General features: G+C 68.4%; 25 protein-coding genes. 18 read left to right on the top strand and 7 right to left on the bottom strand.

Features of this window, described 5'->3' with window-relative positions; all coding sequences use genetic code 11:
- Positions 1 to 9 precede the first annotated feature (9 nt).
- Complete coding sequence (locus WT24_RS10395; protein WP_060033284.1) at positions 10 to 954, bottom strand: hypothetical protein; 945 nt, start codon at positions 952 to 954, stop codon at positions 10 to 12.
- A 150-nt stretch (positions 955 to 1104) separates the two neighbouring features.
- Here WT24_RS10395 and WT24_RS10390 point away from each other — a divergent pair, with 150 nt between their 5' ends.
- Positions 1105 to 1980 carry a LysR family transcriptional regulator gene (locus tag WT24_RS10390; RefSeq protein ID WP_059793650.1) on the top strand — a complete coding sequence of 292 codons (876 nt, stop codon included), beginning with the start codon at positions 1105 to 1107 and terminating at the stop codon, positions 1978 to 1980.
- A 33-nt stretch (positions 1981 to 2013) separates the two neighbouring features.
- Here the strand turns inward: WT24_RS10390 and WT24_RS10385 are convergent, their stop codons facing one another.
- Together WT24_RS10385 and WT24_RS10380 are read right to left on the bottom strand one after the other, a co-directional pair.
- On the bottom strand, positions 2014 to 3282 hold the full coding sequence (locus WT24_RS10385; protein WP_059793648.1) for an ATP-grasp domain-containing protein: 1269 nt from the start codon (positions 3280 to 3282) through the stop codon (positions 2014 to 2016).
- Positions 3283 to 3335: 53 nt separating this feature from the next.
- Positions 3336 to 4778, bottom strand: coding sequence for an MFS transporter (locus WT24_RS10380; RefSeq protein WP_060033281.1), 1443 nt, complete (start codon positions 4776 to 4778; stop codon positions 3336 to 3338).
- A gap of 414 nt (positions 4779 to 5192) precedes the next feature.
- Here WT24_RS10380 and WT24_RS10375 point away from each other — a divergent pair, with 414 nt between their 5' ends.
- Together WT24_RS10375 and WT24_RS10370 are read left to right on the top strand one after the other, a co-directional pair.
- The gene (locus WT24_RS10375) at positions 5193 to 6314 is read left to right on the top strand and encodes a TauD/TfdA family dioxygenase (protein WP_060033278.1); all 1122 of its coding nucleotides are present in this window, start codon (positions 5193 to 5195) and stop codon (positions 6312 to 6314) included.
- 99 nt (positions 6315 to 6413) lie between these two features.
- On the top strand, positions 6414 to 7355 hold the full coding sequence (locus tag WT24_RS10370; RefSeq protein WP_060033275.1) for an ABC transporter substrate-binding protein: 942 nt from the start codon (positions 6414 to 6416) through the stop codon (positions 7353 to 7355).
- 121 nt (positions 7356 to 7476) lie between these two features.
- Here WT24_RS10370 and WT24_RS10365 read toward each other — a convergent pair whose 3' ends face one another.
- Genes WT24_RS10365 through WT24_RS10350 form a run of 4 tightly spaced genes read right to left on the bottom strand, consistent with a single transcriptional unit; the run spans position 7477 to position 11555 of the window.
- Positions 7477 to 7860: a GtrA family protein gene (locus tag WT24_RS10365; RefSeq protein WP_060033272.1), complete on the bottom strand. Its 384-nt coding sequence runs from the start codon at positions 7858 to 7860 to the stop codon at positions 7477 to 7479.
- Positions 7861 to 7872: 12 nt separating this feature from the next.
- Positions 7873 to 8916 (bottom strand): glycosyltransferase family 2 protein, encoded by a 1044-nt coding sequence (locus tag WT24_RS10360; protein WP_059500033.1) that lies wholly within the window; start codon positions 8914 to 8916, stop codon positions 7873 to 7875.
- Positions 8917 to 8940: 24 nt separating this feature from the next.
- Complete coding sequence (locus WT24_RS10355) at positions 8941 to 10320, bottom strand: glycosyltransferase family 87 protein (RefSeq protein WP_060033346.1); 1380 nt, start codon at positions 10318 to 10320, stop codon at positions 8941 to 8943.
- Positions 10320 to 11555, bottom strand: coding sequence for a glycosyltransferase family 87 protein (locus WT24_RS10350; RefSeq protein WP_060033269.1), 1236 nt, complete (start codon positions 11553 to 11555; stop codon positions 10320 to 10322). Before WT24_RS10350 ends, WT24_RS10355 begins: the two co-directional genes overlap by 1 nt.
- Positions 11556 to 12604: 1049 nt before the next feature.
- Here WT24_RS10350 and WT24_RS10345 point away from each other — a divergent pair.
- The 15 genes from WT24_RS10345 (at position 12605) to WT24_RS10275 (ending at position 25595) form a co-directional block, all read left to right on the top strand.
- Positions 12605 to 12796 (top strand): Flp family type IVb pilin, encoded by a 192-nt coding sequence (locus tag WT24_RS10345; protein WP_059500031.1) that lies wholly within the window; start codon positions 12605 to 12607, stop codon positions 12794 to 12796.
- Between the two features lie 149 nt (positions 12797 to 12945).
- Positions 12946 to 13137: a Flp family type IVb pilin gene (locus WT24_RS10340; RefSeq protein ID WP_059500030.1), complete on the top strand. Its 192-nt coding sequence runs from the start codon at positions 12946 to 12948 to the stop codon at positions 13135 to 13137.
- An 82-nt stretch (positions 13138 to 13219) separates the two neighbouring features.
- On the top strand, positions 13220 to 13438 hold the full coding sequence (locus tag WT24_RS10335; RefSeq protein WP_059500029.1) for a Flp family type IVb pilin: 219 nt from the start codon (positions 13220 to 13222) through the stop codon (positions 13436 to 13438).
- 28 nt (positions 13439 to 13466) lie between these two features.
- The gene (locus WT24_RS10330) at positions 13467 to 14006 is read left to right on the top strand and encodes a prepilin peptidase (protein WP_059793639.1); all 540 of its coding nucleotides are present in this window, start codon (positions 13467 to 13469) and stop codon (positions 14004 to 14006) included.
- A gap of 32 nt (positions 14007 to 14038) precedes the next feature.
- Positions 14039 to 15439 (top strand): ATP-binding protein, encoded by a 1401-nt coding sequence (locus WT24_RS10325; protein WP_059500027.1) that lies wholly within the window; start codon positions 14039 to 14041, stop codon positions 15437 to 15439.
- 35 nt (positions 15440 to 15474) lie between these two features.
- Positions 15475 to 16314 carry a Flp pilus assembly protein CpaB gene (cpaB, locus tag WT24_RS10320; protein WP_034209045.1) on the top strand — a complete coding sequence of 280 codons (840 nt, stop codon included), beginning with the start codon at positions 15475 to 15477 and terminating at the stop codon, positions 16312 to 16314.
- Between the two features lie 103 nt (positions 16315 to 16417).
- Entirely contained in the window at positions 16418 to 18352 is a 1935-nt protein-coding gene (locus tag WT24_RS10315) for a type II and III secretion system protein family protein (RefSeq protein ID WP_060033266.1), read from the top strand.
- 20 nt (positions 18353 to 18372) lie between these two features.
- Positions 18373 to 18669 (top strand): hypothetical protein, encoded by a 297-nt coding sequence (locus WT24_RS10310; RefSeq protein WP_059500024.1) that lies wholly within the window; start codon positions 18373 to 18375, stop codon positions 18667 to 18669.
- A 25-nt stretch (positions 18670 to 18694) separates the two neighbouring features.
- On the top strand, positions 18695 to 19966 hold the full coding sequence (locus tag WT24_RS10305) for a pilus assembly protein TadG-related protein (RefSeq protein WP_059500023.1): 1272 nt from the start codon (positions 18695 to 18697) through the stop codon (positions 19964 to 19966).
- 13 nt (positions 19967 to 19979) lie between these two features.
- Entirely contained in the window at positions 19980 to 20516 is a 537-nt protein-coding gene (locus WT24_RS10300) for a TadE/TadG family type IV pilus assembly protein (RefSeq protein ID WP_059500022.1), read from the top strand.
- The gene (locus tag WT24_RS10295) at positions 20513 to 20956 is read left to right on the top strand and encodes a TadE/TadG family type IV pilus assembly protein (RefSeq protein ID WP_060033262.1); all 444 of its coding nucleotides are present in this window, start codon (positions 20513 to 20515) and stop codon (positions 20954 to 20956) included. Before WT24_RS10300 ends, WT24_RS10295 begins: the two co-directional genes overlap by 4 nt.
- Positions 20957 to 20978: 22 nt before the next feature.
- The gene (locus WT24_RS10290; protein ID WP_059500020.1) at positions 20979 to 22187 is read left to right on the top strand and encodes an AAA family ATPase; all 1209 of its coding nucleotides are present in this window, start codon (positions 20979 to 20981) and stop codon (positions 22185 to 22187) included.
- Positions 22188 to 22205: 18 nt separating this feature from the next.
- Entirely contained in the window at positions 22206 to 23573 is a 1368-nt protein-coding gene (locus WT24_RS10285; protein WP_059500019.1) for a CpaF family protein, read from the top strand.
- Positions 23574 to 23606: 33 nt separating this feature from the next.
- Entirely contained in the window at positions 23607 to 24584 is a 978-nt protein-coding gene (locus WT24_RS10280; protein ID WP_059793632.1) for a type II secretion system F family protein, read from the top strand.
- A 36-nt stretch (positions 24585 to 24620) separates the two neighbouring features.
- Positions 24621 to 25595, top strand: coding sequence for a type II secretion system F family protein (locus WT24_RS10275; RefSeq protein ID WP_060033259.1), 975 nt, complete (start codon positions 24621 to 24623; stop codon positions 25593 to 25595).
- Positions 25596 to 25665 lie beyond the last annotated feature (70 nt).

Here is a 25665-nt window from a genome sequence, read left to right as displayed (position 1 = left end):
GGGAGCCGGCTAGCGTGGGCGCCTGCGCAGCCGGTGCGCTTCGAGGCGTGGCAGCAGATGCTGGACGACGCGCGGCAGCGTATAGATCGGCAACTGCGCGCACGCGAACACGAGCGCCATGGTCGGCGTCGCGGCCAGCCCGAGCGCAGCCCACATCAGCCCGACGTTGCGATTGGCGACGATCAGCGCGACGTTCAGGCGCGTGCGGACGTCGCCGGGCGTGAGCCCGTACGCGACGATCTGGAAACCCGCGTTGACGGCGAATGCGAGGGCGATCGCGGTCAGTGCGCGGTGCGGTGCGTCGATGATCGACTGCTGCATGCCGGCCATCGTGCCGAGCGCGAATATCAGCAGCGCGGCGACGACGATCGCGTCGATCGGCGTTGCGTGGCGCGCGAGCCGAGCGCCGGCAAAGCGCCGCACGAGCAACGCGACGCCTTCGGCGCTGCCGATCAGCAGCGCGAGCCGCAGCGCGAGGCTCGACGGCGAGATCGACACCGCCGCGTCGTGGCTGAACCAGGCCGTCAGCAACGGGGCGGTCAGCGGCACGAACACCATCGACGCGAGGGTCGCAACGAGCGCGACGCTGGCGTCGAGCGACAGCATGCGCGCGATCGTCGACGTGCCGCTCGACGGCGGCGCGCAGTACGCGATCACCAGCGCCACGACCCAGTCGTACGGCAGGCCGGCGAGCCGCGCGGCGATGCCGAGCGCGACCGGGCACGCGATCATCGTCATGGCGGGCAGCAGCAGCGACACGGCGGGACGCCGCGCCACCGCGCGCACGGCGCTCGGCTCGACGCGCAGCAGCGTGCCGAGCACGAACAGGAACACGGTCGCGGGCATCAGCGGCCGCGCGAGGTCGGCCAGCGGCGGCGCCAGCAGCCCGAGGCCGACGCCGCACGCGAGCACGGTCGGGCCGCGCCGCACCAGCGCGGCGATCAGTGCGCGCACGGGCGAACCTCGGGCCGGCGGCGAGCGGGAGTGAAGCCGAATCGGGCGGCGGACGGCATGCGTATTCCTTGGAAGGGGACAGCCTAAGCTAATCCGGATGATGAGCGAAGTAAAATGATATAAACTGAATATGTAACAAGAGAAAGTGATATGAACATCCCTCTCCTCGAAACTTTCCGGGCCGTCGTGCAGGAAGGCAGCGCGTTGCGCGCGGCCGAACGGCTCGGCTGCACGCAATCGAACGTCACGGCGCGGCTGCGCCAGCTCGAAGAGTCGCTCGACGCGCCGCTGTTCGATCGACACGGCAAGCGGCTGGTGCTGAACGATGCCGGGCGCCGGTTGATTCCGTATTGCGACCGCATCCTGCGTCTCGTCGACGAAGCGACGCAGGTGGTGCGCGAAACGCCGGTGGCCCGCGGCTTGCGGCTGGGGTCGATGGAAAGCACGGCCGCCACGCGGCTGCCGGCGCTGGCCGCCGCGCTGAAGGAACGCGATCCGGCGCTCGGCCTCGCGGTGCAGATCGGCAGCGAGCCGGACCTGGCCGACGCGCTGTTGCGCGGCCGGATCGACGCGGCGCTCACCGCGCGCGCGGTCGTGCGGCCCGGGCTGCGTTACGAACCTGCGTTCGCGGAAGACATGGTGCTGGCAAGCGCGGCGACCGTCACGCGCCGGCAACTGTTGGCCGGCAACACGGTGCGCTTGCTCGCGTTTCACGACGGCTGCCCGTATCGCGCGGTCGCGGAGCACTGGCTGAAGGCGCGCGGCGTCGCGATCGAATCGGTGTCGTCGTTCGGCACGTTCGGCGCGATCCTCGGCTGCGTCGCGGCCGGAATGGGCGTCGCGATCCTGCCGAAGCGGATCACGGCCGAGCACGTGGCGCGCAAGGAGCTGCGCACGCATGCGTTCGACGATCTCGGCAGCGTGACGACCTACCTCGTCACGCCCGACGAAGCGCCTGCACTGCCCGAACTCGACGCATTGCGCGCGGTGCTCGGCCGGCAGGCCGGTGCGCTGCTCGCGCGCTGATACGAGACTGCGCGGCCCTGGCGTGAACACGCGCTAGGCCGGCGCGACCGCGCCTTCGTCCGCGAAGAAGTCGGCCTCGATTTCGCGAATCCGCCGGCAATCCTCGAGCAGCCGCTCGAAGGTCGGGCTGTAGAGGCCGACCGTGCCGAGCGCCGTCTGCAGATCGGTGGTCACGCGCAGCGTGTCGCCAACCTTGATCCATTGCTTGAGCCCGACGAACGACGGCAGCGCCTGGATCGCCTGCCACGTGAAATCCTGCCGCAGCACGCCGTTGCGCGACGACAGCAACAGCACGTGCCCGCAGTACCCGCGAAAATCCGTCGGCGCGGCGACGTCGCCGAACAGCCGCTCCGGATGCAGCACGGCTTCGACGGCGGCCGACACGTGATTTTCGCCGCTGACCGCGCTCGTCAGCCGCGGATCGAGGCTGCCGTGCAGCCGGGCGTTCAGCTCGACGATCGTCGGGCCGTCGGCCGTATCGAACAGCTCCAGATGGGTCGGCCCGAAGCGCACGTCCAGTGCGTCGAGCACATCGGCCGCATAGTCGAGCAGCGGGGCGTAGCGCGGATCGGTGTGGTTCAGCACCAGCATCTTGTCGAGCCGCGGCGCGTGCGTGCGGTCGCGATGCACCTCCCACAGGCTGACCACGCGATGGCGGCCCTCGAACGACACCGAGTCGACGATGTATTCCTGCCCCTCGGAATAGCTCTGGATCACGATGTCGTCGTTCGGCTGGTTGTACAGCGAACGGGTGGCCAGCACGTCGCGCGCGGCGGCTTCGACCTGCGCAAGCGTCCGGCAGATCTTCACGCCGGCCACGCCCGCGCTGCGCGCCGGCTTCACCACGAGCGGCAACGTGCCGTGCGCGCGCGCCCAGTCGAGCGCTTCGTCGACCGACGTGCTGTGAAAGTGCGCGGGCGCGCGCAGCCCGGCCTGACGAATGCGTTCGTTCATCGCGAACTTGTCGCGTCGCGCGGCGGAGGTCGCGAGCGGGTTGCGAAACGGCACGTCGAGCCGTTCGGCCAGCGTATCGGCCAGCTCGAGCGCCGCGTCGAGGCCGTGCAGTACCGCGCCGATGCGCAGGTCGCTCAGTTGCGCGAGCGTCGCGTCGATGTCGCCGCGATGCTGGACCTGCCGGATGTAGTCGGACGGCACGAACTGGTTTCGGTAGATTGCCGGCAGATCGGGGTCGCTGATCACATGCACGCAACGGATGCCGTATGCGCGAAACGCGGGGGCCAGGTAAGCGGCGGTCGACGCGCCGTCGACGATCAGGACGGTATCGATGAAGCGATGCTGCATGGATTCCTCGCTCGGATGGGGGATCGGGTGAAGGATGCGGGGCGCCGGCGTGCTCAGGCCCGCGTGCCGGTATCGGCCGGGTCGCCGGGCCAGCGCACCGCCAGCACGACACAGGCCGCGACGAGCACGGCCGCCACGGCGAACGCGCGCGCCGCGCCGGTCGCGATGGCTGCGCCCTGGCCGGCGACCAGCGCGCCGAGCGTCGCGACGCCGATCGCGGCACCCACCTGGCGCGCGGTATTGAGGATCGCGGACGCAGTAGCCGAGCGGCCGGCCTCGACACTGCCGAGCATCGTCGACGTCAGCGCGGGAATCGCGATGCCGCCGCCGATCGCCATCGCCGCAAGCCCCGGCGCCAGCAACGCGTACGGCGCGTGCGCGGCGAGCGTCCGCCACAGCCACACGTAGCCGGCGAGCGATACGGCGAGGCCGACGATGACGGTCGCGCGAAATCCGTAGCGGACCGCGAGCCGCGCGCTCGCGATGTTGGCGAGCATGATGATCGTGAGCGGCGCGAGCGCGAGCCCCGATTCGGTTGCCGTGAAGCCGCGCGCGTTCTGGAAATAGAGGCTGAGCGAGAAGATCAACCCGTAGAACGCCGCATTCGTGACCGCGCCGATCGCGAGCACGCCCGGCACGCGCGCGATCCGGAAGAACGCGAGCGGCAGCATCGGCGCGCTCGCCCGCCGCTCGATCGCGACGAACAACGCGCCGAGCGCGACCGACGCGATCAGCGCGCCGGCCGCATACGGGTCGCCCATCCCGTGCGCCCCGGCCCGGATGATGCCGCCTGTCAGCAGTCCGAGCACGAGCACCGCGACGATCTGGCCGGCCGGATCGAACAGCCGCGTGCGAGCGGCGGCCGAATCCTGCACGTGGCGCAGCGTGAGCCACAGCCCGAGCGCGCAGATCGGCAGGTTGATGAAGAAGATCGCGCGCCAGCCGAGCGAATCGATCAGCAGGCCGCCGAGCGTCGGCCCGGCCGCACTGATCGCGCCGCCCGTCGCGCTCCACCACGCGACGGCTTTCACGCGTGCGGCGGCATCGCTGGCGCAGGCGTGCGTGATGAGCGCGAGCGACGTGGGCAGGATCATCGCGGCGCCGACGCCTTGCGCGATCCGCGCGGCAACCAGCGCCGCCAGCGACGGCGCGAGCGCGCAGCCGAGCGACGCGAGCAGGAACAGCGCAAGGCCGTACGCGAACAGTCGGCGGCTGCCGAAGCGGTCGGCCAGTGTGCCGGACGTCAGCAGCAGCGCGGCGAACGACAGCGTATAGGCATCGACGACCCACTGCAGCCCGTGGACGCTCGATCCGAACGCGTGGCCGAGGCTCGGGATAGCGACGTTGACGACGGTCACGTCGAGCTGGACGATCGCGAAGCCGAGGCTCGCGGCGGCGACGGTCGGGAAGATGGCGCGCAGCGACGCGCGGGGCGCATCCGCGGCGGCGATCGGCGCGCGCTCGACGCGGTCGAGCGCCGGGGCACGATCGCTCATCGCGACTCCCGACGCGTATGGGGTGTGTAGGGCGTATAGGGCGTGTGGGACGGCTGGCGGTATCGATTCATCGGGCGGGTTTCCGTAAGGCGGACGAGGAAAGCCGGCTGCCCGTCGGGCGCCGGCCGCGGCGTCGAATTCGACGGAAAAATAGCATCGACCCGTTAGCGAATACAAATAATAAGCAGCGATTTTTTAACAAGTATTCGTGTTAAGGGACGGCTTGAGCGAGGTGAACCGGTTCCGGCCGGATTGCTGAACTTATATCGATAATGTTTGTTTGCAATCGAATTAATATCATTTCGCAATGCAATGCCGGTCTCCTAGTCTTGTCGAGCGCTTCGCCCCGAGGACGGCGGAGCGCGGCGGCGATGCCACGCCGCTCTTCGAACCAGATCTTTATACGAGAGACTTATGACCTATCTCGCAGATGAACGCATCGCTCTGACGGCAGCGGAATCCGCTCACATCCGCACGACGCTCGGCGCGCTGGATTACGACCCGGCCGGCGGCGCAGGCTATATCAGCGCGGTCCGCAAGCTGGCCTACAACGCGTTTCCCGACCGGATCGTCGACGCATTCGATCGGGCGAAGGCGCCGACCGTGGACGCACACGGCTCGATCGAGATCGACAACCTGCCGATCGACGACGGCGTGAACGGCAGCCCGCGATTCGAGGAAACCGGCCGCTCGTTCAAGGCCGGCGTGTTGAGCGAGAATGTGCTGGTCGCATTGAGCACGCTGGCCGGCGAGCCGTACTCGATCGCGCACGAAGGCCGCGAGCTGGTGAACAACCTGACGCCGCACAAGGCGACCGCGCGCGACTATACGGGCCTCGGCTCCGAGGTCGAACTCGATTTCCATATCGAGAACGCCGCGCAGGCGCACATGCCGGAAGGCGACACGTCGCCATTCGCGCTGCTGCTGCTCGGCGTGCGCAGCGAGGCCGGCGGCGGACCGTACACGCGGCTCGCCGATGCGCGCCGCGCGCTGCGACTGCTGTCGCCGGACGATATTGCGCAACTCTACGGCGAGCACTACATCATTCGCGTGCCGTACCGGTGGCGCGGCGCGGCGCCGACGCCGCGCGACAACACCGACCTGAGTGCCGTGCTGTCGGGGCCGCTCGATGCGCCGCGCGTGACGGTCGCGTTCTATCCGGACATGGTGCTGGCGGTCAATGCGCGCGCGCAGGAAGCGCTGGCCAACCTGTATCGCGCGGTGCGCGAGGTGTCGTTCGGCGTGCAGGTGTCGCCGGGCAAGCTGGTGCTGATCAACAACCACTTCACGCTGCACTCGCGCGACCGCTTCGATCCGCGGTACGACGAGAACGATCGCGCGTTCCGCTGGGTGCAGCGCGTGTTCGTCGCGCGCAGCCTGTGGAATTTCCGCGCGTTCACGCCGCTGCAGGCGCGCGTGTTCGACCCGAAGGCGCTCTATGCGGGCGAATCGGCGCAGGCGAGGCAGCCGTCGCCCGTCGTGCAACCGGCGCCGCCGCGCGCGGCTGCGGTCGAACTCGACGCGACGCCTGCGTGAGCGGCCCGGCGTGGCAGCGACCGGCGCCGAACGTTGCCGGCTCGCTGCCCGCGCGACTCGTTTCCGGCATCGTCGAATAAAAACAGGATTCCACAAGACATGAGAAGAACCGCTTTTCCCATTGCGCGCATCGCCCGCGTGCTGGCCGTCGCGCTGATTGCCGGGAGCGCCGTCGCCGCGCAGGCGACGTCGTTCGACCTAAGTCCCGAGCAGCCGGCCCGGCAGCGCGGCGCCGTGAACCCGGCGGTCGAGCAGGCGCTGCCGGCCGGCTTCCGGTTTGCCGAAGCGAACACGCTGACGATCGGCATCGCGCCGAATCTGCCGCCGCTCAGCACCTATGCGACCGACGCGCGCACGGTGGTCGGCTTCGATCCCGATCTCGCGCAACTGATCGCGGACAGTATCGGCCGCAAGCTGAAGATCGTGCCGCTCGCGTGGGCCGATTGGCCGCTCGCGTTGCAGTCCGGCAAGGTCGACGCGGTGATCTCGAACGTGACGGTCACCGAGCAGCGCAAGGAGAAATTCGATTTCTCGACCTACCGGAAGGACCAGCTCGGCTTCTACGTGAAGATCGGCAGCAAGCTGGCGGCGATCCGCGAGCCGAAGGATGTCGCCGGGCTGCGTGTCGTGACCGATTCGGGCACGAACCAGGAAAAGATCCTGCTCGAATGGAACCGGCAGAACGTCGCGCGCGGTCTCGCGCCGGTCGAGATCCAGTATTACGCGGATGCGGCCGAGCGCTGGGTCGCGCTGCAGTCGGGCCGCGTCGACACGATCTTCAGCGTGAACTCGATGCTCGCGTACCAGGCGTCGCTGCGTGGCGATGCGAAGCTGATCGGCACCGTCAGCGGCGGCTGGCCGCGCACCGCGGACATCGCGATCACGACCCGCAAGGGCAGCGGCCTCGCGGAGCCGCTGACGCTCGCGATCAATGCGCTGATCGCCAACGGCAGCTACCGGAAGGCGCTCGACCGATGGCGGTTGGACGCCGAGGCGATCGACCGGTCGCAGACCAATCCGCCGGGGTTGCCGCGCACCTGAATCCGGCATGCGGCGCCGCTCGGGCGATCGGCCACGGCAGGTTCGCCATCCCGTCGTCATGGCCGTTGTCGGCGCCGCCCACCGCTCGATCGCGTCGAAGTCGGTATTCGGCGGGCGCCGCTTACCGGTACGTCCACAGCCGGTGCAGCACGAACGTCGTCGGCGGGATCAGCAGCGCGATCGCGACGACGCCCATCGCGCGCGAAGCACCCAGCGCCTCGGCGGCGCGCGCGAGCAGCATCGTTTCGACGAAGCCGGCGAGCGTGACCGCGAGAAAGCGCAGCGCGTTGCGGGCGCGCACCGTCGACGAGAAGCTCCATAGCGTATTCGCCAGATACGAGAACGCGGTCGCGCAGAGGAACGCGACCGCATTCGCGGTCACCGGCGTCGCGTCGAGCAGCGCGAACAGCGCCGTCGCGACCAGCGTGTGGATCGCGGTCGAGCAGAGACCGGACGCGCCGAAGCGCACGAGCCGCGTGCGCTCGGCCTGGAGCAGGCCGATCATGACGCTTGCACGTCAGCGTGCGCCGATGCGCGCCCGGGCCGGCTGCGTGCGCCGGCGGGGCGGCTGGCGGCGGGCGTCGCGCGCGACCGGCAGTTCGATCACCTTGCCGTGCGCCTGATAGCGGCGGCGGATCAGGTAGACGGGCCGTTGCTTCGATTCGTCGTAGATCCGTCCGACGTATTCGCCGACGACGCCGATCCCGATCAGTTCGATGCCGCCGATGAACAGCGTGACCGAGATCAGCGATGCGTAGCCAAGCACCGGATTGCCGAACAGCAGCGTGCGCAGGATGATGAACGTGCCGTACAGGAACGCGAGCGCCGCGATGCCGACACCGATGTAGGTCCAGCTTCGCAGCGGCACGGTGCTGAAGCTGGTGATGCCTTCCAGCGCGAAATTCCACAGCTTCCAGCCGGAGAATTTCGAGTGCCCGGCGCTGCGCGGATCGCGCTGGTACTCGACGATCACGGTCTTGTAGCCGACCCACGCGAACAGCCCTTTCATGAAGCGGTGCCGCTCGGGAAGGTTGCGCAGCGCGTTCACGACCTTGCGATCCATCAACCGGAAATCGCCGACGTTCTCCGGCAGCTTCACGTCAGACAGCAGGTTGTGAACGCGGTAGTAGATCGCGGCGGCGGTGCGCTTCGCGAACGAATCGCACGCGCGATTGCTGCGCTTGGCCGCGACGACCTCCGCGCCGTCGCGCCAGTGGTCGATCAGCACCGGAATCAGGCTCGGCGGGTCCTGCAGGTCGGCGTCGAGCGGGATCACCGCATCGCCGGCGGCTTCGTCGAGGCCGGCCGTCAGCGCGGCCTCCTTGCCGAAATTGCGGGTGAGATCGATGACGCGCACGCGCCGCTCGGCGGCGCCGATCCGCACCAGGCGCTCCAGCGTGTCGTCGCGACTGCCGTCGTTCACGCAGACGATCTCGAAGCGGATCGCGTCGATCGCGCTCAACAACGGAATCACGACGTCGAAGAAGCGCTCGACGGCTTCGCCTTCGTTGTAGAACGGCACGACCAGCGAGACGAGCGGCGTGTAGATGGATTCCCGCATGATGATTCCCCTTGTGATGTCGCTTTACCGGTGGGCGCCGAACGTCGGGCGGCCGGTGCGGCGCATGCCGTGCGCCGAGCGGTGGTGCGGTCGGACCGGGTGCGCGAATGCGGTCTCGGTCGAGGTGTCGCGCGCATCGGGCATCGACGGCACGTCGCGTCTTTCCCGGGCGATCCGGCCGACGAGCAGCGCGAGCGACGCGAGCGTCACGAGCGGCATGAACTGGAACGACAGGTGCGGCACGATCGCGAGGCCCGCGAGCGGCATCGGCCACAGCAGCATCAGCCATTCGCGATCGAAGTGCCGCCAGCCGTGCGTCCACGCATAGCGCGCGTACCACGCGATCACGATGCCGTACCACGTCAGGTCGTAGTCGTACAGATAGGGGCTGACGAGCAGGCATGCGCACGCGAGGGTCGCGGCGCGCAGCGCGTACGAACAGGCGCCACGCCACGCGTAGACGACGGCGATCGCGGCAGCCGCGGCCGACAGCAACTGCAGGCCGCGCGCGACGGGCGCGGGCCAGCCGGCCAGCGTCGCGAGCGCGAATGCGGTCGGCATGCGCGCGAGCTTCGCATGACCGGTGCCGACGAGCGTGTAGACGTGGGCGATCACGTGCATGAACGCGAGCCACGGGCCGATGCCGAACGCAATCGTCGCGAGCAGGGCGCCGACGGCGATCGTCGCGGCCCACGCGGCCAGTGCGCGCCATTGGCCGGCACACAGCAGCGCGAGCGGGAACAGCACCGCGAGCTGCGGCTTCATCGTCAGCAGCCCGAAGCAGATTCCGGCGAAGATGGGGCGACGGTTCAGCGCGAGCAGGCCGAGGGCGGCGAGCGTCGCGGTGAAGAGGCTCGTCTGTCCGACGATCACCGTGAGGAACGCGCCGGGGAACGCCAGTGCGCACAGCCACGCGGCATCGCGCTGCACGGTCGCGTGCATCGCCGCCGCGAACAGCGCGATCGTGACGCCGAGCCACAGTACGAGCGCCAGCGTGTACGGCAGCCAGCCGAGCGGCAGCACGAGCAGCAGCATCGTCGGCGGATAGAGCCACGGCAGCGTGCCGTCCGCGAGCGTCATCGTCGGGAGCGCGAGCTTCTGGACCGCGAACAACGTGGAGTAATGCCACGCGTCGGCGCCGTGCCCGTGCGCGGCGAGCCATGCGGCGCTCCAGACCGGCGAGAAGTCCTGCGACAGCGGCTGCAGCGCACCGTCGTGCGACAAGTGCAAACGGACCAGGTAAATGACGACGAACAGCAGCTCCGTCAGCAGCACGGCGGCCGCGTAGAGGCGCACGCGATCGCGATTGAGCCAGTGCGGATGGCGTCGCGGGCCGGCGATCGGGAGTTCCGGATGCGCGTCGGCTGCCGGGTGCGCGTGGCGGGCGAACGACGGCGTTTTCATCATGCGCTCCGGGATGCGAGCGCCGTGCGGCGCACGACGACGAACAGCACCGCGAGCAGCACGACCGGCCCGATTTGCGGCAGCTTCATCAGCCGGTTCAGCATTTCGAAGATCGGCAGCAGCCACGCCAGCACGACGATGCCCTGGTCGCCGGGTAGCCAGCCTTCGTCGAGGCCGTGCGCGATCAGGCAGAAGAGCGCGATGCCGAGCCACGTCAGCTCGTAGTTCCACAGGTACGGCGTCGTCAGCAGCGTGGCGACCGCCAGCACCGCGCCGCGCAGCCGCATGTCGCGCGTGCGGCGCCAGACGTCGACGGCCGCGGCGAGCGCGACGAGCGCGACCGCCGCCTGGCCGGCCAGCGCGGCCGCCACCGGCGCGCCCGCGAGCCGCAACGCGGCGAACGGCGTCGGCGACGCGAGCCAGTACGACGCGAGCATGAAGTGCTGCGCGCGTACCGTCGACAATGCGTGACTCAACCCGTGCAGCGCGGCGGGGCCGGCCAGCGCAACGCCGGCCGCCGCGAACAGCGCCGCGCTGAGCGCCGCCGCCGCGAAGGTGCGCCACGCACGCGTCGCGATCAGCACGAACGGGAACACGACGGCGAGTTGCGGCTTGATCGCGAGCAGCCCGATCAGCACGCCCGCCACGAGCGGGCGCTTGCCGAGCAGATGCAGCGCGAGTGCGGCGAGGCCGGCGGTCAGGATGCTGTTCTGGCCGAACAGCGCGGACATGCACACCGCCGAATACGCGACGACGACGAGCGTCGCTGCGCACGGCACGGGAAGATGCGCGCGCAGCCCCGACAAACGCGAGACGGCGAGCGCGTAGCATAAAAGACTGCCCGCGAAAAAGAGGAAGTAAGCGGGCAGGAAAGGCACGAGGGCAACCGGCGCGACGAACAGCAGCATCGTCGGCGGATAGAGCCAGGGAAGCGGCCGGTTTTGCAGATACGCACCGAAGTGCGCGAACTCGGCCTGCAGAAATGACGACGTGTCGTAGGCCGCCGCGGCATGGCCTTGCAACACGAGATGCGATGCAGTCCAGAAGACGGAGAAGTCGGTGCCGGGGCGGGCGGTGGCCGTCGACGTGAAGCCGTCGGTCACGACGCCCCAGACGATCAGCAGCGCAGCGAAGAGCATCAGCATGATGCAGCTGTACGGAATGATCCGGTCGGCCGTCAGCCATTGAGCACAGCGTATTGCGCGATCGCGCGTTCCACGATTGGCTGTGTACATGATGCCCCGTCTGTCGTGTGGCCGCGTGGTCTGTCGCGGCCGTTTGATGTTGTCGTGCTCTGCGGATCGATCGCTCTGAAACGGCGTTGTCCGGTGAATTCATTGTTGAAGAAAAAATCGCTCGATGCAAACCGCGCACGGCCGGCCGACATTGAATGTGTTCAGCGATTCGGGCGAAAACGGTTATTTCTGGTATGAGAAAACGTCGCCGCCGGCATTCGTGTTTCTGGCCTGAAACATTCGACGATTTTTGCCGGCTGGCCATGCCGCCGAACCCGCGACGCACGAGCGACTCGCCGCGTTCGGGAAAATCCCGAGAAAATTTTTTGGATCCTTGTGCAGCGCGACGACGGGGTTTCATGCCGCCCGCATGCGCGCGAACCGCATATATCAAAGTTGAAACATTTCGGCAGCCGGACGTTCGGCGAGGGGGCGCGCGGATCGCCGGAACCCTTGCCGCGCCTCGATTTCGCCCGGGATGGTCCGCTCTTTGCGTAAGCGTTGGCACGGCAGTCGACGATGCGGCGACCGGGCAGGTCAGGCAACAAGCAGAGGAACCGGCCCGCGAATCGCCTGCGGAAAAGTGGTCCGGAGCGCGTCGGGGAATACGCAACTTCAGATCGATCGACCGCGGGAACCGCCGTCGAACGACCAACGAGACCCGATTGCTTCCGGGCAATAAGAAATCGGCATGGCAGTACATGGGGAATAAAAATGAAAGACCACAGCACGGCGCGGATCGCAAGCCGCGTCAAAGACACATTGCAGCTTTGCCGGGAGTTCATCTCCCGTTCAATTGGATTCCATGCGTCGAACGGCCGCCGTGCCGTTCCGGTCGATCGACCTGCCCGGTTCATCCGGCCGGCCGACCCGGATGCGCGTCTCTCATGCTCCGCCTCGCCAATACCCGTTCGCACGGACAGGGGTGTGCCTCCCCGTTTCCGCGACTGAGCGTCGGGTTCCGATTTTTCGAGTAGTGCCGGTGGTGCCCACCCCCGAAGTCCTGACCGACGAAGGGTATTTCATAGCAGTCCGAAAGGAGAGTGCTCATGTCAAGAATCATCGAAAAGATCGCGTGGTTCGTCCGGGATCAGGACGGCGTGACGGCCATCGAATATGGCCTGATCGCCGCGCTGATCGCGATCGGCATCGTCGTCGCATTGACGACGATCGGTACGGATCTGAAGACCGTGTTCAGCACGATCGCCGCGGATCTGGACTCGGCGGTAGCAGGCATCTGACGGGCGGTACGACGAACGGTTCGCGCGAATCGTCCAAATCGTTCGTCGGCGCCATACGGCATCAACGACATTCCTCGACGTATCGATGCACGGTCGTCCGATCAGCCGGTGCGCGAGGGTTTTGAAAGTCACCACGCAAGGAGATCACCATGTCCAAGCTCATTCAACAAGCCGGCCGTTTCATTCGCGACGAAGACGGCGTGACCGCCATCGAATACGGCCTGATCGCCGCACTGATCGCGGTCGGCATCATCCTCGCGCTGTCGACCATCGGGAAGGACCTCAAGACCGTGTTCAGCACGATCGCGGCCGACCTCGATTCGGCGGTGGCAGGCATCTGATGCACGATGCCGCGGACGGCTCGGCCGGTGCAGCGCTCGAGCCGTCCCTGGCCATCCGATCAACCGGAAACCGGAGACCATCATGCAAGCCATCGCGCGTGTCGCACGTCGCTGGATCGCCGACGAACGGGGTGTGACGTCGATCGAATATGCATTGCTCGCATCGATGTTCGCCATCGCGGTACTGGGCAGCGTCGTCACGCTGAAGGGCTCGCTCGGCGACGCGTACGAGGCGATCGCAGCGGCCGTGACGGCTGCCGTGGCCACCGCCGTGACCACAGCGTTGTCCATGGTTTCCTGATCCACCGATTCGACCCGCGAGGTTCGCCATGCTTCCCGTTGCGCCGCCTTATCCGGTTCCGTTGTGCGTGACGCTGCTCGCGGTCGCCGCGGCCGGCACCGACATCGCGACCCGTCGCATTCCGAACCGTCTCGTGTTGCTCGGCCTGGCCGGCGCGCTGATTGCGCAGTGCCTGTTGCACGGCGCGCCGGCGGGCGTGCTCGGCTGGCTCGGGGGAGCCGCAACGGGCTTCGGCCTGCTGCTGCCGTTCTACCTGTTGCGCGGGATGGCGGCGGGCGACGTGAAGCTGATGCTCGCGATCGGTGCATGGGTCGGCGCGGAAATGACGTTTTACATCGTGCTGGCCACGTTCCTGGCCGGCGGGATCGGCGCCGTCGCCTACGCGCTGCTGCGCGGGCGGACGCGCCGGATGTGGGCGAACGTGCGCACGCTGATCGTGCGGCGTTCGCAAGCGGCGCGTGCCGAGGCCGACGGCGGCCCCGTCGAGATCGCATCGGTCGGCACGCTGCCGTACGGCGTGGCGATCGCGGCCGGCACGCTGGGCATGCTGTTCGCGTCGTGCGCATAGCGCGGCGGATCCGCAACGAGGACGCAACGATCATGAACACGAACCACACCGAACCGAGACGCGATGCGCAGGTGGCACGCCTGCCCGATCCGCCGCCGTCGCGCGAGGTCCATACGAAGCTGGGCGCGCAGCTGCCGTCGGCGCCGCGCTCGCTCGCTGAAACGGGGCTCAGCATGGCGTTCGTCGCCGGCCTCGTACTGAAGTCGACGCTGGTGCTCGGCCGCCCGTCGTACGGCGACCTGGTCGAGCGGCACTGCCTGCCGCTCGCGGTGCTCGACGAGGTGTTTGCATTCCTGGTGCGCGAGCATCTCGTCGAGCTGACCCATCGCGGCGCGACCGATCTCGACGTGACGTTCCGCCTGACCGATGCGGGCCGCGTGCTCGCGCTCGAGGAACGGGAGCGCAGCGGCTACAGCGGGCCCGCGCCGGTGACGCTCGACGCGTATCTCGCGAGCGTGGCCGCGCATTCGGTGCGCAAGCTGCACATCGGCCAGAGCGACGTGTGGGCGGCGTTCGAAGGCGTCGTGATCGACACGGCGGTGCTCGATGCGGCCGCCGCCGCGCTGAACGCGGGCCGGCCGCTGCTGATCTACGGCCCGGCCGGCAGCGGCAAGACCTTTCTCGCCGAGCGGCTCGGCGCGTTGATGCACGGCCGCGTGCCGGTGCCGCACGCGATCTGTGCGGCCGGCGAAGTGATCCAGGTCTACGACCCGCTCGTGCATGTCGACGCGGAAACCGCGAGCGGCGGCCAGTCGGTCGATCGCCGCTGGCGCCTGTGCCGGCGGCCGGTCGTGATGTCCGGCGGCGAGCTGACGCTCGACGAGCTCGACCTGCGTCGCGACGAAGCGGCCGGCTTCTACCAGGCACCGCCGCACATGAAGGCGAACATGGGCATGTACGTCGTCGACGATCTCGGCCGCCAGCGTGTCGAGCCGCGCGACCTGCTCAATCGCTGGCTGCGTCCGCTCGATCGCGGCGACGATTTCATGACGCTCGAATCCGGCAACCGCTTCGTGCTGCCGTTCGACGTATGGCCGGTGTTCTCGAGCAACCTCGCGCCGGAGCAGTTCTGCGACGACGCATTCATGCGCCGCCTCGGCTCGAAGCTGCACGTCGGCGCGATGTCGATCGACGACTACCGCGCGGTGTACGACGCGGCTTGCGCATCGCTCGGGCTCGTGTCGGCGAGCGATGCGTTCGACTTCCTGCTGCATCGGCTGCACCTGCCGACCGGCAAGGCGTTTCTCGCGTGCTTCCCGGCGGACCTGCTGCGCCTCGTGGCCGCCGGCGCGCGTTATCGCGGCGATCCGCCCGAGGTGACGCACGACGCGCTGTACGACGCGTGGGCGAGTTACTTCGGTGCGGCGCCCGAGCGGGACGGCAGCCATCCGCCGCCCGTCGAGCGCGCAGGCCGTACGTTCGTCACCGGTTGAGCGGTTTCTTTCACGATTCGTCGAGGAGCATTGCCATGAAAAACAGTCGAGCGCTCATGATGCTGGTCGTCGCGATGATCGCGGGTCTTGCCGCGGTCGTGTTCGCGTCCCACTGGCTGGTACAGACGTCCACGAGCTCGGTCACGTCCGTTGCGGTCGCCAGCACCGACCTGAATCTGGGCGAGCCGCTCGGGCCGAACCAGATCCACATGGTGAGCTGGCCGTCGGGCAGCGTGCCGACCGGCGCGTTCACCGATACGAAGGCGCTCGAAGGGCGCGTCGTGCGCACCAGCCTCGCACGCGGCGAGCCGGTGATCGAATCGAAGCTCGCACCGGTCGGCACGAAGGGCGGGCTGTCCGCGGTGATCGCCGACGGCAGCCGCGCGATCACGGTGCGCGTGAACGACGTGGTCGGCGTCGCCGGCTTCGCGCTGCCGGGCAACTACGTCGACGTGATCGTCAACACGCAGGAACAGCAGGGCAAGACCGACGGGCAGAGCATCTCCAAGATCGTGCTCGAGCACATCCTCGTGCTCGCCGTCGCGCAGCAGGTGAGCCGCGACGACACGGCGCCGAAGGTGGTCAACGCGGTGACGCTGGAAGTCACGCCCGAGCAGGCCGAACGGCTCGACGTCGCACGCAGCGTCGGCACGCTGTCGCTCGTGCTGCGCAATCAGGTCGACCAGAAGACGCTGAACACGGACGGCGCGACCAAGCTGACGCTGCTCGGCAAGGCGCCCGCACCCGAAGCGCAGCCGGCGCCCGTTCGCGCGCGGCCGGTCCGCGTGCACGTCGCGTCGCATGCGGCGCCGGAAGCGCGGCGCGATTGCGTCGGCGTGCTGACCGGCGTGAAAGGCAGCGTCGAATGTTTCTGAAGTCATCCATATAGACAGACCAACAGATCGGCCGCCGGCAACGCGCGGCGGCCTTGGAAGTCGATAACCGGCACGGCGCCGGTCTCTCGGGGGATCAGACGAAATGAAGATCAAACCGCAACGCACAGGTACCGGCCCGCTACGCACACGCGTCGCACGGGGTACGACGATGGCCGCGATCCTTTGTTCGGGATGGCTGACCGTGTATGGCGCACTCGCGCAGGAAGGCGTCGAATCGGCGGTGCTGACGAAGGGTGGCGCCAGCGCGCCGGCCGCGGCCGGCAAGGGGCCGATGCAGATGACGATCAGCATGGCGCCGATGCCGGCCGCCGCGCCCGCCGCGTCGGCGGGGCCGCTGCGCGGGCCGAACTGCGTCGGCGCGGTGCGCGAATCGACCAGCGTCGCCGTGCCGCTCGGCAAGTCGCTGCTGGTGCCGATGCCCGAGCCGGTCCGCAACCGGACGATCGGCAATCCGGCCGTCGCGCAGGCGACGATGGTGTCGCCGCAGACGCTGTACATCCTCGGGCTCGCGGTCGGCACGACCAACATGATCGTGCAGGGCAGGAGCGGCGCATGTCGCGTGATCGACGTCGCGGTCGGCGCGGACGCCGGCGGCCTGCAGGCGTCGCTGCTGCAATTGATGCCGAACGAGCGCGACATCCATGTGTCGACCGCGGCCGGCACGATCGTGCTCGCCGGCACGGTGTCGAGCTCGCAGGCCGCGCAGCAGGCCGTGCAGATCGCCCACGCGTACGGCGACAGCGCGGGCGATGCGGCGGGCGGCGGCAAGCAGGGCGGCGGCGTGCTCAACATGCTGAACGTCACCTCGCCGCAGCAGGTCATGCTCGAGGTGAAGGTGGCCGAGGTGTCGAAGACGCTGATCAACCAGATGGGCAGCGCGTTCAACATCCAGGGCGGGTTCGGTTCGTGGAGCGGCGCGCTGGTCAGCAACCTGCTCGCGGGCGTCGCGAGCGGCGCCGTGTTCAACAAGGCGAACAACAAGCCGTTCAGCATCGCGGCCGACGCGCAGAACACCGACAACCTCGTCAAGATCCTCGCGGAGCCGAACCTCGTGACGATCAGCGGCCAGGAAGCGACGTTCCTCGCGGGCGGCAAGATCTTCATCCCGATCCCGCAGAGCAGCGGCAACGGCACGTCGTCGATCACGCTGCAGGAAGAGGAATTCGGCGTGGCGCTGAAGTTCACGCCGACGGTGCTGGCCAACGGCCGGATCAGCCTGAAGGTCGCGCCGGAAGTGTCGGAGCTGTCGCAGACGGGCGTCACGCTGAGCGCGTCCAACATCGGCGGCACGTCGATCCTGCCGCTGATCACGACGCGGCGCGCGTCGACGACGGTGCAGATGAGCGACGGGGAGTCGTTCGCGATCGGCGGGCTGATCAAGGACAACGCGACCGGCGCGCTGAAGGCGATCCCGGGCGTCGGCGAAGTGCCGGTGCTCGGCGCGCTGTTCCGCAGCACGTCGTTTCAGCAGGATCGCACCGAGCTGATCTTCCTGATCACGCCGCACCTGGTGAAGCCGCTGCAGACCGCGGATGTCGCGCTGCCGACCGACAGCTTCTCGAAGCCGAACGAAGCCGACGTGTATGCGACCGGCAACATGGAAGGCCGCGGCGGCGTGCGCAAGGCGGGCGCGCAGCCGAAGCAACCCGCGAACGGCGCGGCCGCCGCCCCGCAGACGCCGGCCCAGGCGCCGGCGCCCGCTCCGGCGCCGCAATCGGAAGCGCCGGTCGCACCGGCCGCGCTGCCCGCGCCGCGCGTGCCGCAAGACGCCGACGTGCAGCCGCCGGTACCGGCCGAGCCGCCGAAGGCGCCGGCGCCGGTCGCGGCCGCCGCCCCGCAGTCCGACCCGGCCACCGCGGCGCGTGTCGCGCGCATCGAAGCCGCCGCCGCGCGCCTCGCGGCCGCCGGCCCCGAGCCGTCGGCTCAGCCGGCGGCGCGACCGAAACGTCGGATCGCGGCGGCGCCCAACGCGCAGATTGCGCGTGCGGCCGCGGAACCCCAGTCCACCGATCGTTGAAGCCATCCAAGGGGAAGCTCATGAAATCCGCCTACCTCGTATTCGCGCGCCGTGCGGCGCTTGCCGTCCCGCTCGCGTTCGCGCTTGCCGGCTGCATGTCGTCGACCCCGGTGTGGGACAGCCGCTTCGGCGACTCGGTCCGCACCGTGATGCAGGCCCAGATCATCGATCCGCATGCCGGCGAACATCCGGCGTCGGCGTCGGGGGTCGACGGCCGCGCCGCCGCGGCCGCGCTCGACAACTACGACAAGTCGTTCAAGCAGACCGTGCCGCCCGCCAATGCGTTCGTGATCGGCATCGGCAAGGCCACCCAGTAACGACGGCACGCTCAGGGAGAACGCCATGAACAGCGCAGCCCGCCATCCGAAAGTCACGCGTCGCAGCCTGCACCGCCAGCGCGGTGCCGTCGCGATCATCGTCGGCCTTTCGCTGGCGGTGATGATCGGATTCGTCGGGCTCGCGCTGGATCTCGGCAAGCTGTACGTCACGCGCAGCGAACTGCAGAACAGCGCCGATGCCTGCGCGCTGTCGGCTGCGCGCGACCTGACTTCGGCGATCAGCCTGTCGGTGGCCGAAGCCGACGGCATCGCAGCCGGCCACCTGAATTTCGTGTTTTTCCAGAAGAAGCCGGTGCAGATGTCGACGAACGCGAACGTCACGTTCAGCGATACGCTGAGCAACCCGTTCCTGGCCAAGAATGCGGTCACGACGCCGTCGAACATCAAGTATGTGAAGTGCACCGCGACGCTGAGCAACATCGCGCACTGGTTCATCGAAGTGCTGAACGTGCTGCCGGGCACGAAGCTCGCGAATGCGGCGGAAGTGTCGGCGAGCGCGATCGCGACCGTCGGCGGCGGGCAGACGACCTGTGCGATTCCCGTGTTCGTGTGCCGTGGCCCGTCCGATCCGGCCTACAAGGTCGGCGACTGGATCTCGTCGCCGTCCGGGTCGTCGTCGACCTACGGGCCCGGCAATTTCGGCTGGGCGGCGCTCGACGGTTCGACGAACGAGACGACGCTCGCGAGCGAGCTGTCGGGCAATACCTGCAACATCACGAGCCCGCCGGACCTGAGCACCACCGGCCTGAAGTCGGCGGCGCAGCGTGCGTGGAATACGCGCTTCGGCATCTATACGAACGGCGCGAACGGCTCGAGCGGCCAGCCCGACTTCACCGGCTACGCGTATGTCGGGCCGAACTATGGGCCGCCCGGAACGGCAGGCATCAAGGGTGACGCGTACACGCAGTTCGTGGCCGACCGCGCGAGCTTCAAGCCTTACCAGGGCGACGGTGCACCGCCGTCGGGCAGCGGCATCGCGACCAACGGCACGGCGACGGCGAGCAACTACACGACGTACGGCAGCGACCGGCGCCTCGCGCTCGCACCGGAAGGCGACTGTTCGACGCTGAAGGGCAGCAGCGGCAAGGTCCACGTCACGCAATGGGATTGCGTGCTGATGCTCGATCCGCTCCCGTTCAGCGCCGGCAGCGGCCCGGTCGTCGCGCACCTCGAATACCTCGGCTCGTCGGTCTCCGGCAACAACCCGTGCGCGACGCACGGCTTGCCGGGCAGCGGCAGCGCGTCGGGCACCCAGGTGCCGATGCTCGTTCAATAGCGGAGAGACGATCATGAAGAAGCTGCCGATTCGTCGTTCGCGCACCCGCGGCGCCGTCGCCGTCGAGTTCGCGCTCGTGCTGATGCCGATGATCCTGCTGGCGACCGGCGTGGCCGAGTTCGGCCGGGCGATCTACCAGTACGAGACGCTGACCAAGGCGACCCGCGACGCGGCGCGCTACCTGTCGGTCTGGTTGCCGACCGACAGCGCGTATCCGGTGTCGCAGGCGCAGTGCCTGGTCGTGTACGGCAGCACGACGTGCGGCTCGTCGGGCACCGAGCTGGTGCCGGGACTCACGACGTCGATGGTCACGATCTGCGACGCCCAGCGCACGACCGGCTGCAGCGACGGGTCCGACCCGTCGCAGTTCGCGAACCTGCCGACCTACGACGCGGACAACAACAATTCGTCGAGCGGCGCGGCGGCGGGCGCGATCAACGTCGTCGAAGTGAAGATCAGCGGCTACAAGTATCAGCCGATTCCCGCGTATCCGGCGCTGCCGTCGATCACCTTCGGCAACATCGTCACCGTGATGAGGCAAGTGTCATGAGCGCGCGCCGGTTTCCGCTGTCACGCCGGCGCGCGCAGCGCGGCGCGGCGATCGTCGAATTCGCCCTCATCGCGATGGTGCTGATCATGCTGCTGATCGGCATCTTCGAATTCGGCCGCGTGCTGTTCTACTGGAACACCGCGAGCGAAGCCGTGCGCCTCGGCGCACGCACGGCGGTGGTCTGCGACGTGAACGCCGCGGGCATCGTGAAGCGCGTGCGATCGCTGCTGCCGCTGCTGTCGGACGCGAACGTGTCGGTCAACTACACGCCTTCGAGTTGCGACATCAACACGTGCTCGTTCGTCACGGTGAGCGTCACGAACGTCACCGTCAAGACCATGATTCCGTTCGTGAACGTCACGGTCAGGATGCCGCCGTTCACGACGACGCTGCCGCGCGAAAGCCTGAGCTCCGCGACGGGCGGCTCCGCCTGCAACTGATCGAACACACGAGGCACACGACATGATCAATATCCTCGTAGCTTCCGACGATACCGCGCGGCTTTCGCAGCTCGCGCGTCTCGTGGCCGACAGCGGACGCTATCGCACGACGCGCGCCACCGGCCGCCCGTCGCAGATCGAACATCGCACCGACGGGCTCGACGCGTTCGACGTCCTGCTGATCGACGGCACGTCGCTCGATCCGTTCGAGCTGTCGGCGATCGAGCGCATCTGCCGCGCGCACGCGAGCCTGACCTGCATCCTCGTGACGGCCGACGCATCGCCGCACGTACTGCTCGACGCGATGCGCGCCGGCGCGCGCGACGTGCTGCAGTGGCCGCTCGATTTGCAGGCGCTCGGCAACGCGCTCGAACGGGCGGCCGCGCAAAGCACGCGGCGCGATACCGACGACACGCGGATCGTGTCGTTCATGTCGTGCAAGGGCGGGGCCGGTACGAGCTTCGCGGCCGGCAACGTCGCGTTCGAGATCGCCGAGGGCTTCAAGCGCCGCGTGCTGCTGATCGACGTGAACCAGCAGTTCGCCGACGCGGCATTCCTCGTCAGCGACGAAACCCCGCCGTCGACGCTGCCACAGCTGTGCGCGCAGATCGAGCGGCTCGACAGCGCGTTTCTCGACGCGAGCGTCGCGCACGTGACGGAGAATTTCCACGTGCTGGCCGGCGCCGGCGACCCGTTCAAGGCCGCCGAGGTGCGCGAGGACGCGCTCGAATGGATACTCGGCGTCGCCGCGCCGCGCTACGACTTCGTGATCTTCGACGTCGGCGTCGGCATCAACCCGCTGTCGATGGTCGCGCTCGATCGCAGCGACCAGATCCAGATCGTGCTGCAGCCCGCGATGCCGCACGTGCGCGCCGGCCGCCGGCTGCTGGAGATGCTCGTGTCGCTCGGCTATTCGACCGACCGGTTGCGGCTGATCGTGAACCGCGCGACGCGCGCGAGCGAGCGGACCCGTACCGCGCTCGAGGAAGTGCTCGGCCTGCAGGCGGCCTGCACGATTCCCGACGACGCCGACACCGTGCTCGAAGCGATCAACCAGGGCCATCCGGTGTCGCGGCTCGCGCGCGGCTCGGCGGTCACGCGTGCGTTGCAGGGGTGCGCGAAGCAACTCGTCGACGGAGAAGTGCGCGCGGGACGCAGCGCGACGCACACCGAACCGTTGATGTCCCGGCTGTTCGGCCGCAAGGCCACGCCGAAGCTCAAGTCGATGTAATTCTTTCGGGGAACCGCCATGTCATTGCGCGAACAGATGTCCTTGCACCGGGCCCAGCCGATGGCGGCGGGCAGCGAACCGGCCGGCCCGGCCCATTCGTCGGTGCGCGACGCATACCAGAAGCTGCGCCGCCAAATTCACCTGGCCGTGCTCGAGCGCGTGGAGCTCGAGCGCCTGTCGCGGCTGCATCAGGACCAGGTCCGCATGGAAATCGGCGCGCTGATCGCGCGCATCCTCGACGAGGAACGGCTGCCCGCGAACGACATCGAGCGGCGGCAGCTCGCGATCGACGTGTACGACGAGATGTTCGGCTTCGGCCCGCTCGAAGCGCTGCTGCGCGACCCCGGCATATCGGACATCCTCGTGAACACCTGCCGGCAGGTCTACGTCGAGCGCTGCGGGCAGCTCGAACTGACCGACGTGACGTTCTACGACGACGCGCACCTGATGAAGGTGATCGAGAAGATCGTGTCGCGCGTCGGCCGCCGTATCGACGAATCGAGCCCGATGGTCGACGCGCGGCTGCCGGACGGTTCGCGCGTGAACGCGATCATCCCGCCGTCCGCGATCGACGGGCCGCTGATGTCGATCCGGCGCTTCGCGGTCAACCCGCTGAAGATGGACGACCTGGTGCGCTTCCACAGCCTGACGCCGCCGATGGCCGAACTGCTCGACGCGCTGGCGCGTGCGAAGGTGAACGTGCTGGTGTCGGGCGGCACCGGCAGCGGCAAGACGACGCTGCTCAACATCCTGTCCGGCTTCATTCCGCGCAACGAGCGGATCGTGACGATCGAGGACGCCGCCGAGCTGCAACTGCAGCAGCCGCACGTGCTGCGGCTCGAAACACGGCCGCCGAACATCGAAGGCAAGGGCGAGATCACGCAGCGCACGCTGGTGCGCAACGCGCTGCGGATGCGCCCGGACCGGATCATCCTCGGCGAAGTGCGCGGCGCCGAAGCGCTCGACATGCTCAACGCGATGAACACCGGCCACGAAGGCTCGCTCGCGACGATCCACGCGAACACGCCGCGCGATGCGCTGACGCGGCTCGAGAACATGGTCAGCGTATCCGGCCTGACGCTGCCGCCGAAGACGATGCGCCAGCAGATCGCATCGGCGATCTCGGTGGTCGTGCAGGCGGCGCGGCTCACGGACGGCAAGCGCAAGATCGTCAGCATCCAGGAACTGACCGGGATGGAAGGCGACATCATCAACATGCAGGAGATCTTCACGTTCAAGCGCACGGGCGTGGACCGCGACGGGTCGGTGCGCGGCCACTTCTGCGCGACCGGCGTGCGGCCGAAGTTCGTCGAGCGGCTGCTGGCGTTCGGCATCGACCTGCCGGATTCGCTGTACGACCCGTCCGTGCGTTACGAGACGGACTGACGCCAGGGCGCCGTGTGCTGCCGGGGAGGCCTCATGAATGCGATCTTTTACGGTTTCGTGATTCTCACCTTCGTCGCGGTCGTGCTGTCGATCGAAGGCATCTATCAATGGTGGAACGCGCGGCACGGCGCCGCCGCGCGCCGGATCGAATCGCGCATCCGCGCGATGTCGGCCGGCGGCAATGTCCAGCAGGAGCGGCTGTCGATCCTGAAGAAGCGGATGCTCGACGAGTCGAAGCCGTTCGACCGGCTGCTGCTGCGCCTGCCGCGCGTGCACGCGCTCGATCTCGTGATCCAGCAGTCGGGCCTCGACTGGACGCTGCCGAAGCTGATCGCGCTCGGCGCAACGTTCGCGGCGCTCACGTGGTTCGCGGCGAGCTTCGCACGGTTGCCGCAACTCGCCGCAGTGCCGATCGCGCTGTTCGCCGGATGGGTGCCGATGATGTACGTGCTGCGCTGTCGCGCCCGCCGGATGCGCAAGCTCGAGCGGCAGTTGCCGGACATCTGCGACATGATCGCGCGCGCGCTGCGTTCCGGTCATTCCTTCACGAGCACGCTCGGGATGGTCGGCGACGAGTTTTCCGAGCCGATGGGCGGCGAATTCCGCGTCACGTTCGACGAGGTCAACTACGGCGTGTCGCTGCACGACGCGCTGATGAATCTCGCGACGCGCGTACCGGTGCAGGACCTGCGCTACTTCGTGATCGCGGTGCTGATCCAGCGCGAGACGGGCGGCAACCTGGCCGAGCTGCTCGACAGCATCGCCGGGCTGATCCGCGAGCGCTTCAAGCTGTTCGACAAGGTGCGCGTGCTGTCGGCGGAAGGGCGGCTGTCGGCGTGGATTCTCGGGCTCTTGCCGTTCGGCACCGCGGCGGTGATGGCACTGCTGAACCGCGAGTTCCTGTCGGTGCTCTGGGAGGATCCGGCCGGGATCCGGATGGTCGGCACGATGCTGGTGTCGATGCTGTTCGGCCTGTTCTGGATCCGCCGAATCGTGCGCATTCGCGTCTGACGCGCGAGCCGAATAACGAACCGTTGCGAGGCTGTCATGCAAAACCTGAGCGTGGTCCAGGCCGTGATGCTGGGCGGCTTGTTCATCTTCGTGGCCGGCGGCGTGCTCGTCGCGATGCTGCTGTTCGCGCCGCGCGGCATCCAGCGCCGGATCCAGCAGGCCGGCGGGGCCGGGGCGGGCGCCGTCGCCGGCCCGGGCGACGCCGACGACATGGCGTCGCGCTGGGTCGCGAAGCTGGTCGAGCTGTCCACCCCGATCTCGAAACTGTCGGTGCCGAAGGAGGGCTGGGAGAATTCGCCGCTGCGCATCCGGCTGATGAACGCCGGCTGGCGCAACCAGAGCGCGGCCGCGCTGTATTTCACCGCGAAGACGATGCTCGCGCTCGGCCTGCCGTGCGCGGCGCTGCTGGTGCTGATCACGACGCCGCTCGGCGACGAGCGTGTGCTGCTGTCGGTGATCCTCGTGGCGCTCGCCGGCATCGGCTACTACATCCCGAACGTCGTGCTGTCGCAACGGGTCAAGGTGCGTCAGCAGAAGATCTTCGAGGATTTCCCGGACGCGCTCGACCTGCTGACGGTGTGCGTCGAGGCGGGGCTCGGGCTCGACGCGGCGCTGATGAAGGTGAGCGGAGAGCTGCGGTTTCGCAGCGAGGCGGTCGCGAGCGAACTCGACCTGCTGCTGCTCGAGATGCGCTCCGGCTTCACGAAGGAGACGGCGCTGCGCAATCTCGCGCTGCGCACCGGCGTGGAAGACATCGAATCGTTCTGCGCGATGCTGATCCAGGCCGACCGGTTCGGCACGAGCATCGGCGAATCGCTGCGCGTGCTGTCGGACATGCTGCGCACGCGGCGCCGGATGCGCGCGGAGGAACGCGCGGCGAAGATCGCGCTGAAGCTGCTGTTCCCGCTGATCTTCTGCATCTTCCCCGCGCTGATGGTGGTGCTGCTCGGCCCGGCGATGATTCACGTCTATCGCGTGCTGCTGCCGACGTTCGTCGGCATCGCGCAGTGAGCGGTGGGGCGCGACGGCTTCACCTGCATCGATCGCGATCGTGCGTGCCGGCCCCGGGCGATCCGGCGGC

Source organism: Burkholderia sp. MSMB1078WGS (assembly GCF_001528895.1).
Taxonomy (GTDB): domain Bacteria; phylum Pseudomonadota; class Gammaproteobacteria; order Burkholderiales; family Burkholderiaceae; genus Burkholderia.
This window is presented reverse-complemented; position numbering and strand designations above follow the sequence as displayed.